The organism is Hahella sp. CCB-MM4, assembly GCF_002260525.1.
In the GTDB taxonomy this organism is placed as follows: Bacteria; Pseudomonadota; Gammaproteobacteria; order Pseudomonadales; family Oleiphilaceae; genus Hahella.
Window position 1 is genome coordinate 1 of sequence record NZ_MRYI01000020.1, and the last position, 13222, is coordinate 13222.

The following is a 13222-nucleotide window of genomic DNA, read 5'->3' on the forward strand; positions in this document are numbered from 1 at the left end:
GCATGCGCAACCCGACCGCTGCAGATCACCGCAAGGGCACTGGTCGACAGGTGTCATTTATTATCGAACACCGACGCCGACCGAACTATACGGACTGGATGAAGCACCGGGTGGATAGCCCCAAGGGTAAGGAAATTTACAGCCATCGAATGTCAGTGGTAGAGCCGGTGTTTGGTAACATCACCACCAACAAAAAGCTGAGCCGGTTTAGCTTGCGGAGTAAGAAGAAAGTCCAGGGCCAGTGACAGTTGTACTGTCTGGTGCATAACATTGAGAAGTTGATGAATTATGGGACGTTAGTTAATTAGCTGGAAAGCCACGAAGGCCTACGCAGGGCCTCTGTAACAGTGACTATAAGGCCTGCTTTACCGAAACAGGAACGATTGATTGCACTGGGCGGAAACCTGGGGCAAAGTTGGGAAAATTAAATTGATTAGGAAAGTCTGTGGGTAAACCTGTTTTACGAGGTTTTTTCTACAGGCTCGTTAAATGGCCGGGGGCCTAAGTCAGGAACTATTAAGATTATGGTAGGACTACTTTGTTAATTGTTAATCCAAAAAGAGAAAATGAATCAATTGAAGTGAAGCCATACTGGTATAACTATTATGCAGGTTATTCACATACTTTTACTCAAAAGATTATCGAAACGGCCGATCTTCCAGATGCTGCACTCTTATTAGATCCATGGAACGGTGGTGGGACTACTACATTAATGGCATCAGTAAATGGGTTTAGTTCCATAGGAGTAGACCTTAATCCGGTGATGAAGGTAATAGCATCGGCGAAGCAAACTGTAAAAAGTGATATAGAAATCATCAATCAGAAAATAAAAGAAATCACTACAAAGATTGAGCCGTTATCGAGGAATGACGATCATTTAAATGTATGGTTTGATCCCTTAACTGTAAATGGTATACGTAAGATTGAGCGCTGCATCACAGGAGAGGCGGAATATGAATCGACAGTAGATAAGGTCGATGCGCTAACAAATGTTCAATGTTTAATGTATACCGGCCTATTCAATTGTGTTCGAAGCTATCTATCCGAATTTATCCCCTCGAATCCCACCTGGGTAAAGAAACCCAAAATTGACGAAGATAAAATTAGTGTTTCATGGGGCGAATTAAAAAAACAGTACATCAGGCATGTTAGAGACATGGTTAAAGGGATATCAATTTCTGATCATCAATGGCCGAAAGATACTGCCGACATCAGAATAGCTTCTTCATCCAAATTGCCCTTAGAAAATGCTTCGATTGATTTTGTTTTAACCTCTCCACCATATTGCACGAGAATTGATTATGGAATTGCTACTTTGCCAGAGCTATCTATTTTATGTGTAGGTGGAGAAAAGGAAATAGATTTAGTTAGAAGGCAATTGATGGGAACTACTACGGTTCCGAAAGAGGCTAATTCTGGTGTTAAAAAGTTAACAGGAAAATGTGTTGCTTTTCTTGAATCTGTCAGGACACACAGCTCGAAAGCGTCAGAGACTTATTACTATAAAAATCTTTCTCAATATTTTTTATCTTTGGGAGCGTCTATAAATGAAATTGAGAGGGTTATGAGGCCTGGTTCTGTTTTTGTTTGCGTCGTTCAAGATTCATATTATAAAGATATACATTGCAACCTACCTGAAATTATTTCAGAAATGGCAGAATCTAGTAAATTAAAGCTTCGAGAAAGTATAGAGTTTGAGAGCAGACGAAATATGGCCAACTTAAATATAAAATCCAAAAAATATCGAAGCAAAAATTCAGCGTTTGAGTCAGTGCTGATTTTTGACAAAGGAGAGTAATATGGGTAGTGATGATTTAATTCTATCTCTCGAACAAAGTGTCGAAAAAGTCCATACGCAGAGTTTGGATTTGTCATTTAATGAACTGTTGGACATGTATGTGGACGGAGAGCTGGATATCAACCCGGATTATCAACGCCTTTTTAGATGGAGTCAGGGTGCGCAATCAAGATTTATAGAATCTCTGCTCCTGGAAATGCCGGTTCCACCAATTTATGTTGTGGAGTCTGAGACAGGGAAATATCAGCTTATCGATGGATTGCAGAGGTTCTCTTCATATCTTCATTTGCGGGGGAAGTTGGTAGCAGATCACCTGGAGCCACCAATAGTAGAGGGCGATTTTTTGGAATTACAGGAGTGCGATATCGTTCCTGATTTAAATGGCTACAAATATGATGACCTGCCAACTTCTTTAAAAATAAGATTAAAGAGAGCATTTGTCCGTGTTGAGGTTGTCAGAAAAGGGAGTGACAGTAAATTTCGTTATCATATGTTTAAACGCTTAAATACCGGTGGCGAAGCGCTAACAAGCCAGCAACTGAGGAACTGCACAATCCGGATGCTCGATTCAACTTTTATTGATTTCGTTATAGGTAAAAGTCGATCAGAAAATTTTAAGGCATGTATTTCTAATATCTCGAAGCAGCAAGGATTGGGATCTTTTGATCAAGAGTTGGTTTTGAGATATTTCGCTCTAAAAAACTATAAAGACAAATTTGTTCATGATGTGGCCGATTTTTTGACTGAATACATGGAGGCCGTTTCAGATCCAGATAATGGTGAAATAATATTCGATTACGATCAAGAAGGCATGGTTTTTGAAAAGCTTTTTTTAGTTTTAAATAAGGCCCTTGGTGATAAGTCATTTGGTCGAGTCGGTAGGGGCGGAGTGCAGTCTAATTTCTCCGTTTATCATTATGAAGGTATATGTACAGGCCTGCTTAGCAGGCTCGATGAAATCGACCCTGAAAATCAAGCTCATATAGATGCACTAAAAGAAAGTTTAGAGAATATAAAAGCCAACGAGGAATTCATTAGTGTAACAACCGGTGGTGGAAAAAATTCACCCGGCCCACTTAATAAAAGAATTCAGATAGTTATTGATAAGCTGAATGATTTGCAGCTATGAGCTTAGAGCACTTTCAGTTACAAATAGAGTCTGAGCGCGAGTGGCGAGAAGACGAAATTAGATTTCTTGATAATACCCAGAGAGATATAGCCTCTGAAGATGATCAAAAGAAAATTCGACGATCAATACTTTGTCTTGTTTATGCTCATATAGAAGGCTTTGTCCAATTTGCTTTCACCTTATATGTCGATGAGATTAATAAAAAAGGATTAAAGTGCTCAGATGTAAAACCAGTTATTGCAGCTGCAACTTTGCACCGTGAATTTATTGCTCTCAATAACAAAGATAAAAAAAGCGCAATTTTCCGCCGTTCGTTACCTGATGACACTTCCCTGCATAAGCTATCTAGGCAAGTAGAGTTTGTCGAAAATATAGCTCTAATACAGAATCACCCAGTTACGATACCTGAAGGATATGTCAATACTGAAAATAATGTTGGCCAACAGGTCTTGGAAAAGCTCTTATTCCAAGTTGGTTTGGAGTACAAAGATTTGAGAGATATATACTCTCCATTAAATCGACTGTTAAACGTTAGGAATGATATTTCTCACGGAAAAAGGAAGCAGGGGATTGAAGATAGAGAATATCAAGAGTTTATAGCTTGTTGTAAGTCGGTAATTAGTGGAATATCAAGGCGTCTAACTACTGCGTACGGTAGAAATGAGTTTATGCAGGCAGTGTAATCATTTAACAATCACATGCACAGGAAGCCAATTACGCGCCGCCAATTGTGGTGCGCTTCGCGCACTCTACCACAATTGGCTTTGCTCCATTGGCTCCTGTGATGTGGGCGTTGAGGCTGTAGAAAAACCTCCCAATCCCGCACCTTTTGCTATGATGGCAACACCCAATGCCTCCTCCGTCCAATCAACCAACAACTGACCCGACGACAAGTCTGCGAAACAAACAGACCTCGCAAAAGCATTACAGGCCATTCAAAGCCCTTAATCCTGTCATTGCAAAAACAAAATCTCGCCATTGGCCTTTATCCATATAGGAACCAAGCCGCTTGTTTAAATAATCAAGACAGATTTTCTTCATCCCAGCCTCCCCAAAACCTGAAGATGAGAAATATCACAGGACCTTAGATGGATTGAAGTTAACCCAAAAGACAGAACACACAAGCTGTTCCCGACAAAACCAAACGAGGGAGAAAGCCAAGCTGCGAGAGAGATACGAGGTGAGAGTTATAAATTGCCCAACATCCATTTCAGCGTCCTTAAAACAACCGATCACTGATTAAACTATAGTCAAAAATTCCCAAACGCCCAAAATGAAACGACTCTTGGTTGAGCATTAACTGCACAATCTCAATTTCAGGCAGTACACCCAAATAGCATCTGAAACCCACACTGCCTAGCCCTTCGGACAAGGGGCCGAATCTCTTCCATTGCCTGTTACCCTGATGGGCGGACACATAGGTCCGCCCCTACTTATTTCTCTGCCACTGGATGTAAACGAGAAATAGGATAAATCTGCTTTTGTGGGAAGGTGTGAATTCCCCGCCCCGCTAAGCTGAGCGCACCAGTCTCCTATACCAAACAACCTACTCGTTTACCCCTATAGAATGATACATAACGATCTCTTATGGTTTTGGCCAGCTAGTGATGTACAGCCAGGATAAAGGAGATTTCTATGGCAATTTATTTGAAGCACCACCAATTGGCCGTGAAAGGAAATATGACTGCGGAGGGCTATAAAGACTGGAATCGTCTGGATAGCTTCAGCTTTGGCAATAGCCGCCACATCACTATGGAAGCTGGTCACATGTCCAACTGCGAAGCCACCCGCCCTTCCCTCACATCTGTTTCAATCAGCAAACTGATGAATACCGCCTCTTCCTTGAGCTATTCAAAAACCACCATGAGCTACACCGCTGCAGACAGAGCTAACAAGGGTGCCTCTCCTGAGCGTGTCGGCTACGACTTGGAATCCGGTAAGAAACTCTAATTATTAGCGAAACCCTGTATGCAAGTGCCTGACCTACCGGGCACTGATGGACTTATGACTTTCTGAAAAGGACGCGTAATGCAGAATAGCAACCTTCCCGCTCAACATGATCTCATCCCATTTGAAAACCCTTTGCCAAGTTGGGGAGCGTCACAAAAGTACACTGGCAAGAAGCTGATGATTACTAAAGAGGCTCACACCTTCATGCGTAGACTGAATACGTATGAGAAGATAAAGGTCTACCATGAAGCTCTTAAGCTAGTCAGCGACGGCGGCTATGGGTGGAACAGTAAGGGCTTCAGAAAAGAGCCTATGTTCATGCGCCAAAAAATGTGTCCGGGTGGGATCAGTTTCATGTATAGCGTGAACCCTGAGATGATAGTCATCAATCGAATGAGGTTAGAACGAGGCGTTACAGATATTAGTACGCCCGCCAAAGAGCAACAAATGGGGTTATTTGAGATAGAACGTACATCAGGAGTTCGGTGGCGTGAAGGAATAACAGAGCGTGAAATCTCAATGCTTGAAAGCGCATGGGGAACCCCGAGACCAGTCCCAACCATCAATACAGAACATGTTGCCATCAACGGAATGTCAAACGACCTGAAAAAGGCTAGATGGCTAATGGGCGTTCATATGGATACCGCATACTGGAACGACAATGCGAAAGCTTATACTCTCGTCTACAATCCCACTCGCGGCAAACTTGACCTATTTGAATGCGTACAGGACAAGGTTTCAACCTCTAAAGTAGCTGAACTTTTAGCAGTTATGCTGATAGAAAGCCAGCAAAAAGGCGCAAAGCGAAAATGGACAGCCCATAGTCAAGGCGGCATCATTTTGACCCGAGCTGTTGAGCTGGTAAACATGCGTGGTATTCGACTTGATGGACAGCGAGTTTCCATTCATGCAGGAGGCAACCATAAGACCCGCGCAGAGAATGCTTTTAAACAAGCAGGGATAACCATAGACGAAATAAGACGCGACCATCCTAATGACTTGGTTCCCAATCTAGCAGGTATGAATGACCTCTCACCAGGTGCGTTCTGGCGTAGTATATGTAGTATCTTACTTGTGTTTGGCGACAAGCGCCCTGTTGAAGCTAGCCCACATACGCTACCTTATCTCAGCAGAGAGTCGGCAGTCAGACACTTACAGATGAACGGCTACCATAAGAAAGCAGAAAAGCTTGCAAAGCTAACCATGAAGGATTTTGGCTTGTCATGATTAAACAGCTAGTGAAGCCGCTCTTAACGGGTAAAGGACCGAACTTTTCAGATCTAACCCCAAGGCAATGCGGAATAGGTGATTACCAGCTTCGGTACAAGTTACCGGGTAATGTTCTTAGAGTAACCAAGAACAAAGAGCCGTGTATTCCTAGAGTTAATCTTTCTACCGATTTGTTTGATCCCTACTCGGAACAATCATATAACCGCGAGTTTGTACACGTTGGATTTGAGTGGTGGGCTTATAAAGGGCTATTCTTTCAAGGAGACTCTGGTCAGTTAGGCCGATTGACTATGAATATTGATGTCAATCGTGCAGCTACTCACACTCCAATAATTGAAGGCGATCTTGATAGCCTGGAAGCATACCTAAAAAAGGATTATTGGGACTATTACGAGACAGAAGAGAACAAGGACGGAAAGGCTGGAGCTAATTGGCAGGCAAGGTACGAATTCGACAATCCCGACGAAATGATCGAAAAAGGATATATACCACCGAGTAGATTAGTGCTGGTCAATTTACCTGAAGTCTATGTCAGGGAGCTTCTAAATGGTGAGAAGTGGTTGTCCTACTCCATCGGTGGAGAAGGCATTCCCGGTACAGGTGTTACACTGTTTTGGGCCTATCCGTTGAATGAAAACTACTATCTGACAGTTAGCTTTCGAATGTCTTCAGAAATAGGTGACGAGGACCTTAGGTATCAGCGTATGTCCGAGGACGCTCAGCGTATCATGTCGATGGTCGAGATGACTAAATGCTAATGGGCTGGAAAGGTCGTCTTATATTGAAGTTTCCAAAACAAATCAAGTAGGGCCTGATATTGCCAATGCGTCTTGAACATCCTTTACATTGTCCGGCACGGGAATTCGATTAAATACCCTCTCCATGAGATAGCTTCAGAGTTGCAAGCCATGTTGCAGATCCTAGATATCTAGCAGAAAAAACGATCCCAGAGTTCACTTTCACGTCATTTGTGGGAAACTTATTGCAGTGATTGGCCACTAACTTGACGTAGTGCTTTGAAGCTCCGCTTACGAAACCAGCACCGCTTATTCCCGACTCAGCTTGAGATAAATCCCCAAACCAATCAGTAACCCTACCGCTCCCAGCAACATCCAGACAGCATTCTGCAATTGGCCGGTTTCGCCGAGTAACGACTTAAACATCAACAACAGCGATTCGATGGATACAGCTATGAGAATGGCCGCCATGAACCGGGTGATGGTGCGTCTTGTGGAGCCATCGTGGTGAATATCCTTATGCAGCAACACCTCTTCTTCGATAATGGTTTTTCCAAGATCAAATATGGCCAACCCAAGGGTCACAAGAATCACAATACCAAAGGCTTCCGTCGCCATGACTCTGTGGGGATACAGGACGCCGACGAAGAGATCGCCTGCCGAGTACACCAGAAGCCCCGCCACCAAGATCAACATTCCTCCGATGATTCCATAGATAAACTGAAACAGAGGATGAATCTTGCGCCGGTATTCATCACCGTTTAGGAATGAAATCAATCGTTCCAGATTAAAGTTCACAATAAGATAGCCGAGAACTTCCTGCTTTTGGGTATCCGCATTCAGCCGACTGAATCGATGCACGCCAGATATGGATAATTTGTGTGTCGCACTGGAAAGATAGGGTTCTGTCATGACCACATCGGGTTCTGCCGTGCTGGCCAGCTTGAAATACGGGCGTTCACTACGATCGCTTCCCTGGCTCAGAGAACGCCGGTTTCGTTCACTGACATGGTCACCGAAGGCGGTATTGAATTTTTGAATACCTCCGGCATCCACACTGTATAAGAGTTCAACAAAGGGATACTGTCGACTCAGGTGTTGGGCAATATCGATCTGGGCGTTGTAATCATCCAGTAATGCAGCAGACGTAATACTAGTGGTGATGGATTCAATCAATTGTTCGATCGTTTCCCGATGGACGCGATATTGACTGAACAGATGCAGGTAGTTCTGGTGGGAGGACATGGCTACGGGTTCTTGTCATTGTTAGCATGAGTTATCACCATATAGCCCTATCGAAATATTGAATATTCGACCATCACCTATCAGTGACTGTACGTACCAATGTGACTAAAAATCACTCAAAAATGAACATTCCCTCAATTTAAGGGCTTCGGTGATAACGTTTTGCCCTCATATATTTCATAAATTTTTCCTTAAGAACCAATAACGTGCATCGCTATACATTTCCCGCATGACTAATGTCGAAATTTCGATTGTTCCTTTGATTACATGCAGATTAGGCTTATTGCTCGTTACAGAGACCGGCAACGGATATTTTGCCGGTATATTCTGTCTGACACATCATCGTCTGGATTGACGATTTCTCAGATAAAAAAACAATCAACTATTCATCGATAACAACAAGTCATTCCAACATAAAAAAGGAAGACAAAACTATGAAGAAGTCGTTAAGTATCATTGCCGGGGCTATGCTCTCATTGGGATTGGTTAACGTTAACGCGGCCACATTCAAGGTCGCCATGGACGCCGACCCGGTTTCTCTGGATCCACATGAGCAGCTTTCAGGAGCTACCCTGCAGATGTCCCATTGGGTATTCGACCCACTGGTACGCTGGACTCAGGATCTGACCTTCGAACCACGTATCGCTGAAAAATGGGAGCGTATCGACAACCTGACCATGCGGTTCCATCTGCGTAAGGGCGTCACCTTCCATAGCGGCAATCCGATGACGGCAAAGGACGTAAAATGGACCTTTGAACGTTTGAAGAATTCTCCCGACTTCAAAGCTATTTTTGATCCATTCGCCGAACTCAAAGTCATCGACGACTACACTATCGATCTGGTCACCAAAGAGCCTTTCCCACTGGTGCTGAACAACGTGACTTACCTGTTCCCGATGGACAGCGTGTTCTACACCGGCACTGATGAAAACGGCAATGACAAGAGCATGGTCGTCAAGCACGGTAATTCTTTTGCTTCCCGTAAGGAATCCGGTACCGGCCCATTCCAGGTCACTTACCGTGAGCAAGGTGTACGGGTGGAATTTACCCGTTACAACAACTACTGGGATAAGAAATCACCAGGCAACGTAGACAAAATGGTTCTGACTCCAATCAAAGAAGATCCAACCCGCGTTGCAGCCCTGCTGTCAGGTGACGTCGACTATATCGCTCCAGTACCACCAAATGACCTGAACCGTATCGAACACAACAACGGTTCCAAACTGATCACCATGAGCGGTACCCGAATCATCACGTTCCAGCTCAACCAGGAACGTCGTCCTGAATTCAAGGACCCACGTGTTCGTCTGGCGATCAACTATGCCATCAACCAGGAAGGCATCGCTGACAAAATCATGAAAGGGTTCGCCACTCCGGCTGCTCAAATGAGCCCGAAAGGCTACCTGGGTTACAACGCTGAACTGAAACCACGCTATGACCTGAAAAAAGCAAAAGAGCTGATGAAGGAAGCTGGTTACGAGAAAGGTTTCAGCATCACCATGATGGCGCCTAACAACCGCTACGTGAACGACGACAAGATCGCTCAGGCAGTGGCCGCCATGCTGGCCAAGATCAACATTAAAGTCGATCTGAAGACTCTGCCAAAAGCGCAATACTGGCCTGAGTTCGATGAGCGTGCGGCAGACATGATGATGATCGGCTGGCACTCAGATACAGAAGATTCCAACAACTTCTATGAGTTCCTGGTTGCCTGCCCTAACAAAGACACCGGTCTGGGTCAGTACAACAGCGGTAATTACTGCAACCCGAAAGTGGACGCTCTGATCAAACAGTCCAATACTGAAACTGACCCGAACATCCGCGCTCAAATCATGCAAAGCATTGAACGCACACTTTACGAAGACGGCGCTTTTGTACCACTGCACTGGCAGGATCTTGCCTGGGCTTCCAAAAGCAATGTTAACGCAGGTGCTGTGCTGAACGTCATGGACTTCCCATACTTTGGAGACCTGGTCGTCAAGTAAGGAAGTTCAGCCCTTTAGCCAAGCTCTAACGAGCTTGGCTTCTTTTTGCATTCGTAAGCTTTATAACACGAGCAAATTGCAACCCATTTGACTGGTCATCGAGATGTCTTAACGTCTTTCCGCCGGTCATGGGGTTGCATTACCAAAACAGCTAAGAATATCAGGTATATACCCCGCTATGTTGGCGTTTCTAATTCGACGACTGGCCCAGGCCTTCGTGGTCATGTTTGTGATCAGTCTTATCAGTTTTTCCATTCAGGATAACCTTGGGGATCCTCTCCGGGAACTTGTCGGTCAATCCGTATCAGAGGCCCAACGGGAAGCTCTGAGAGATGAAATGGGACTGAATGATCCATTCCTGACCCAGTACTGGCGTTTTGCCAAAAACGCCGTTCATGGAGATCTGGGCACTTCATATTTTTTCAAGCAACCCGCCCTGGAAGTTATTCTTAAGAAACTTCCGGCGACCCTGGAACTGGTGTTCGGGGCGACATTAATCATCGTACTTCTCTCTGTACCTCTGGGAGTGTACTCAGCGATAAGGCCAAACTCCTTGTTTTCCAAGGCGGTGATGGGCTTCAGTATTGTCGGCATCTCCATCCCCGTGTTCCTGACGGCCATCATGCTGGTATATCTCTTTGCCATAGAGCTGGGGTGGGCCCCATCCTATGGACGGGGAGAACTCGTTCATATGTTCGGCTATTGGGATTCCGGATTCTTTTCCGCTGATGGCCTGGCGCACCTGATACTTCCCTCGATTTCACTATCGTCCATCATGCTCCCCCTATTTATACGGCTGATCCGTGCCGAGATGATGGAAGTGCTGCAATCCGAATATGTGAAATTCGCCTGGGCCAAGGGAATCAGCCCCATGCGAATCTATTTTCTCCATGCCCTTAAAAATACCATGTTGCCCGTTATTACAGTGGGCGGGGTGCAGATCGGAACCATGGTCGCCTACACCATTTTGACCGAGACCGTATTCCAATGGCCGGGCATGGGCTTTTTATTCCTGGAAGCGGTAAACCGTGTGGACACTCCTCTGATCGTGGCGTACCTGATCGTTGTAGGGGCCATCTTCGTGGTTACCAATACCATTGTTGACATCATCTATGGCCTGGTTAACCCCACGGTCAAACTCACTGGCAAACAGTCGAATTAAGGAGGCCTCCATCATGCACAGTATTGAAGCCACCTCCCCCAGTGTGTGGAAACGCTTTAAAGATTCTCATTTCTGGCACAGTTTCAAGAAAGACAAAGTGGCCATAGTGAGCTTCGTTATTTTCATGAGTTACATCCTGATCAGCCTCTGCGCTCCGTTGATTGCGCCGTTTGATCCTTATGATATGACTCAGTTCGATATCATGGACTCGGAAATACCGCCGACCTGGCAGGAAAACGGCGATGAACGGTTTGTTTTCGGTACCGATTCCCAAGGCCGGGATATGTGGAGCACCATTCTCTATGGCACCCGTATCTCTTTAACCATCGGTATCTGTGCCGTATTGCTGCAGGCTTTCCTGGGAATCATCATCGGGCTCGCTGCGGGATATTTTGGTGGTCGGGTTGACAGCCTTCTTATGCGTATCGCAGACGTCCAGTTGTCATTTTCCACCTTGATGGTCGCTATCATTGTCCTGGCGGTCTTCCAAGCGGCATTTGGTGCCGAGTTGTACCAGGACCTGGCGCTCATAATGTTGGTCGTGGTGATTGGTATAGCTGAATGGCCACAGTATGCACGGACTATCCGGGCGTCTGTATTGGCTGAGCGCAAAAAAGAATATGTCGATGCCGCCAGGGTCATGGGCTTGAAATCCGGCCGGATCATGTTCCGCCATATTTTGCCGAATACTCTCTCCCCTATTCTGGTTATTTCCACGGTACAGATCGCCAATGCGATCATTTCTGAAGCCTCCCTGTCCTTCCTGGGACTGGGTATGCCGCCTTCACAGCCTTCTCTGGGATCACTGATCTCCAGTGGTTTTGCGTTCATCTTCTCCGGATCCTGGTGGATCACCATCATTCCCGGTATCGCCCTGGTGGTGTTGGTACTGGTAATGAACCTATTGGGTGACTGGCTCCGCGATGTGCTCAACCCCAAACTCTACAAAGGCTAGTTTCAAGAATTAGGTATAGGTGTCGCACATGGCATTGTTAGAAGTTAAGAATCTGGAAGTAAAATTCGGGCTGCGCACCGGAGAGGTAACCGCTCTCCGGGACGTCAGCTTTACCCTGGATCGGGGACAACGACTGGGTATCGTGGGCGAATCCGGCGCGGGTAAATCCGTTGCCGCCTTCTCCATACTGAACCTGATCAGCCGTCCCGGTTATATCTCCGGCGGAGAAATACTCTTCGACGGTAAAGATCTGTCCAAGCTGTCCGCTAAGGAAATGCGTTATATCCGCGGCAACCGGATCAGCATGATTTTCCAGGATCCGATGATGACCCTGAATCCTGTGCTGACAGTAGGGGCACAAATGGTAGAGTGTCTGCAGGCCCATACCAAGGTCAGCCCGCAAGAGGCACGCCGCATTGCGCTGGAAAAACTGAAGCTGGTCCAAATCCCCTCACCAGAAAAGCGTCTGGATCAATACCCTCATGAGCTTTCCGGTGGGATGAAACAGCGGATCATTATAGCCATTGCTCTGCTGCTGAACCCGGACATCATTGTTGCAGACGAACCTACAACAGCACTGGATGTCACCATCCAGGCTGAGATCATGGACCTGTTGCTGGAACTGTGCAAAGGCCAGAATCTCGGGCTCATTCTGATCACCCACGATCTGGGAGTGGTATCCCAGGTCACCGAGCAGGCCATTGTTATGTACGCCGGGCGTATCATCGAACAGGGCCCGACCAAGGAAATCATCAATGATGCCCAGCATCCTTATACCCAGGGCCTGATCAACGCTCTGCCTCAACAAGGTATTCCCGGTGAACGACTGAACCAGATCAGAGGCTCCATGCCTCCCCTGCATCGGGTCCCCAATGGTTGCGCTTTCCACCCCCGGTGTGATTATGCCGATACCATTTGCGAAACCGAGTTACCGGGTTTCACCCAGTCTGGCGGCTGCAAGGCGGCCTGTCATCTGGTGGCCGGCCGCATCAGCCTGAAATCGAAAGCCGAAGAAACTCATTGATCAGGGT

General features: G+C 45.9%; 12 protein-coding genes. 11 read left to right on the forward strand and 1 reads right to left on the reverse strand.

From position 1 onward, the window contains the following. The 7 genes from BTA51_RS24710 to BTA51_RS24745 all read left to right on the forward strand — a co-directional run. A partial coding sequence (locus BTA51_RS24710) for a transposase (protein ID WP_246841181.1) occupies window positions 1–245 on the forward strand: 245 nt, incomplete at its 5' end. 293 nt (window positions 246–538) lie between these two features. Further along, entirely contained in the window at window positions 539–1798 is a 1260-nt protein-coding gene (locus tag BTA51_RS24715) for a hypothetical protein (protein WP_094711760.1), read from the forward strand. Between the two features lies 1 nt (window position 1799). Continuing rightward, window positions 1800–2927 (forward strand): DUF262 domain-containing protein, encoded by a 1128-nt coding sequence (locus BTA51_RS24720; RefSeq protein ID WP_094711761.1) that lies wholly within the window; start codon window positions 1800–1802, stop codon window positions 2925–2927. Then, window positions 2924–3610, forward strand: a complete 687-nt coding sequence (locus BTA51_RS24725; protein ID WP_094711762.1) for an MAE_28990/MAE_18760 family HEPN-like nuclease — start codon at window positions 2924–2926, stop codon at window positions 3608–3610. Before BTA51_RS24720 ends, BTA51_RS24725 begins: the two co-directional genes overlap by 4 nt. A 952-nt stretch (window positions 3611–4562) precedes the next feature. Further along, complete coding sequence (locus BTA51_RS24735) at window positions 4563–4877, forward strand: type VI secretion system tube protein Hcp (protein ID WP_094711764.1); 315 nt, start codon at window positions 4563–4565, stop codon at window positions 4875–4877. Window positions 4878–4955: 78 nt separating this feature from the next. Next, on the forward strand, window positions 4956–6104 hold the full coding sequence (locus BTA51_RS24740; protein WP_094711765.1) for a hypothetical protein: 1149 nt from the start codon (window positions 4956–4958) through the stop codon (window positions 6102–6104). Continuing rightward, a complete protein-coding gene (locus tag BTA51_RS24745) occupies window positions 6101–6865 on the forward strand; it encodes a hypothetical protein (protein WP_094711766.1) in 765 nt (254 codons plus the stop codon). The genes BTA51_RS24740 and BTA51_RS24745 overlap by 4 nt, the downstream gene beginning before the upstream one ends. A gap of 288 nt (window positions 6866–7153) precedes the next feature. Here BTA51_RS24745 and BTA51_RS24750 read toward each other — a convergent pair whose 3' ends face one another. Beyond that, a complete protein-coding gene (locus BTA51_RS24750) occupies window positions 7154–8089 on the reverse strand; it encodes a hypothetical protein (RefSeq protein ID WP_094711767.1) in 936 nt (311 codons plus the stop codon). 434 nt (window positions 8090–8523) lie between these two features. Here BTA51_RS24750 and BTA51_RS24755 point away from each other — a divergent pair, with 434 nt between their 5' ends. From BTA51_RS24755 to BTA51_RS24770, 4 genes are all read left to right on the forward strand, one after another. Next, a complete protein-coding gene (locus tag BTA51_RS24755) occupies window positions 8524–10074 on the forward strand; it encodes an ABC transporter substrate-binding protein (protein ID WP_094711768.1) in 1551 nt (516 codons plus the stop codon). A 178-nt stretch (window positions 10075–10252) separates the two neighbouring features. Continuing rightward, the gene (locus BTA51_RS24760) at window positions 10253–11236 is read left to right on the forward strand and encodes an ABC transporter permease (protein ID WP_094711769.1); all 984 of its coding nucleotides are present in this window, start codon (window positions 10253–10255) and stop codon (window positions 11234–11236) included. A gap of 13 nt (window positions 11237–11249) precedes the next feature. Then, complete coding sequence (locus BTA51_RS24765) at window positions 11250–12191, forward strand: ABC transporter permease (protein ID WP_094711770.1); 942 nt, start codon at window positions 11250–11252, stop codon at window positions 12189–12191. A 28-nt stretch (window positions 12192–12219) separates the two neighbouring features. Continuing rightward, window positions 12220–13215: an ABC transporter ATP-binding protein gene (locus BTA51_RS24770; RefSeq protein ID WP_094711771.1), complete on the forward strand. Its 996-nt coding sequence runs from the start codon at window positions 12220–12222 to the stop codon at window positions 13213–13215. Window positions 13216–13222: the final 7 nt, after the last annotated feature.

Coding starts and splice junctions, on each gene's coding strand:
- BTA51_RS24720 (WP_094711761.1), top strand. CDS start 1,800: ATGGGTAGTGATGATTTAATTCTATCTCTCGAACAAAGTGTCGAAAAA.
- BTA51_RS24725 (WP_094711762.1), top strand. CDS start 2,924: ATGAGCTTAGAGCACTTTCAGTTACAAATAGAGTCTGAGCGCGAGTGG.
- BTA51_RS24735 (WP_094711764.1), top strand. CDS start 4,563: ATGGCAATTTATTTGAAGCACCACCAATTGGCCGTGAAAGGAAATATG.
- BTA51_RS24740 (WP_094711765.1), top strand. CDS start 4,956: ATGCAGAATAGCAACCTTCCCGCTCAACATGATCTCATCCCATTTGAA.
- BTA51_RS24745 (WP_094711766.1), top strand. CDS start 6,101: ATGATTAAACAGCTAGTGAAGCCGCTCTTAACGGGTAAAGGACCGAAC.
- BTA51_RS24750 (WP_094711767.1), bottom strand. CDS start 8,089: ATGTCCTCCCACCAGAACTACCTGCATCTGTTCAGTCAATATCGCGTC.
- BTA51_RS24755 (WP_094711768.1), top strand. CDS start 8,524: ATGAAGAAGTCGTTAAGTATCATTGCCGGGGCTATGCTCTCATTGGGA.
- BTA51_RS24760 (WP_094711769.1), top strand. CDS start 10,253: ATGTTGGCGTTTCTAATTCGACGACTGGCCCAGGCCTTCGTGGTCATG.
- BTA51_RS24765 (WP_094711770.1), top strand. CDS start 11,250: ATGCACAGTATTGAAGCCACCTCCCCCAGTGTGTGGAAACGCTTTAAA.
- BTA51_RS24770 (WP_094711771.1), top strand. CDS start 12,220: ATGGCATTGTTAGAAGTTAAGAATCTGGAAGTAAAATTCGGGCTGCGC.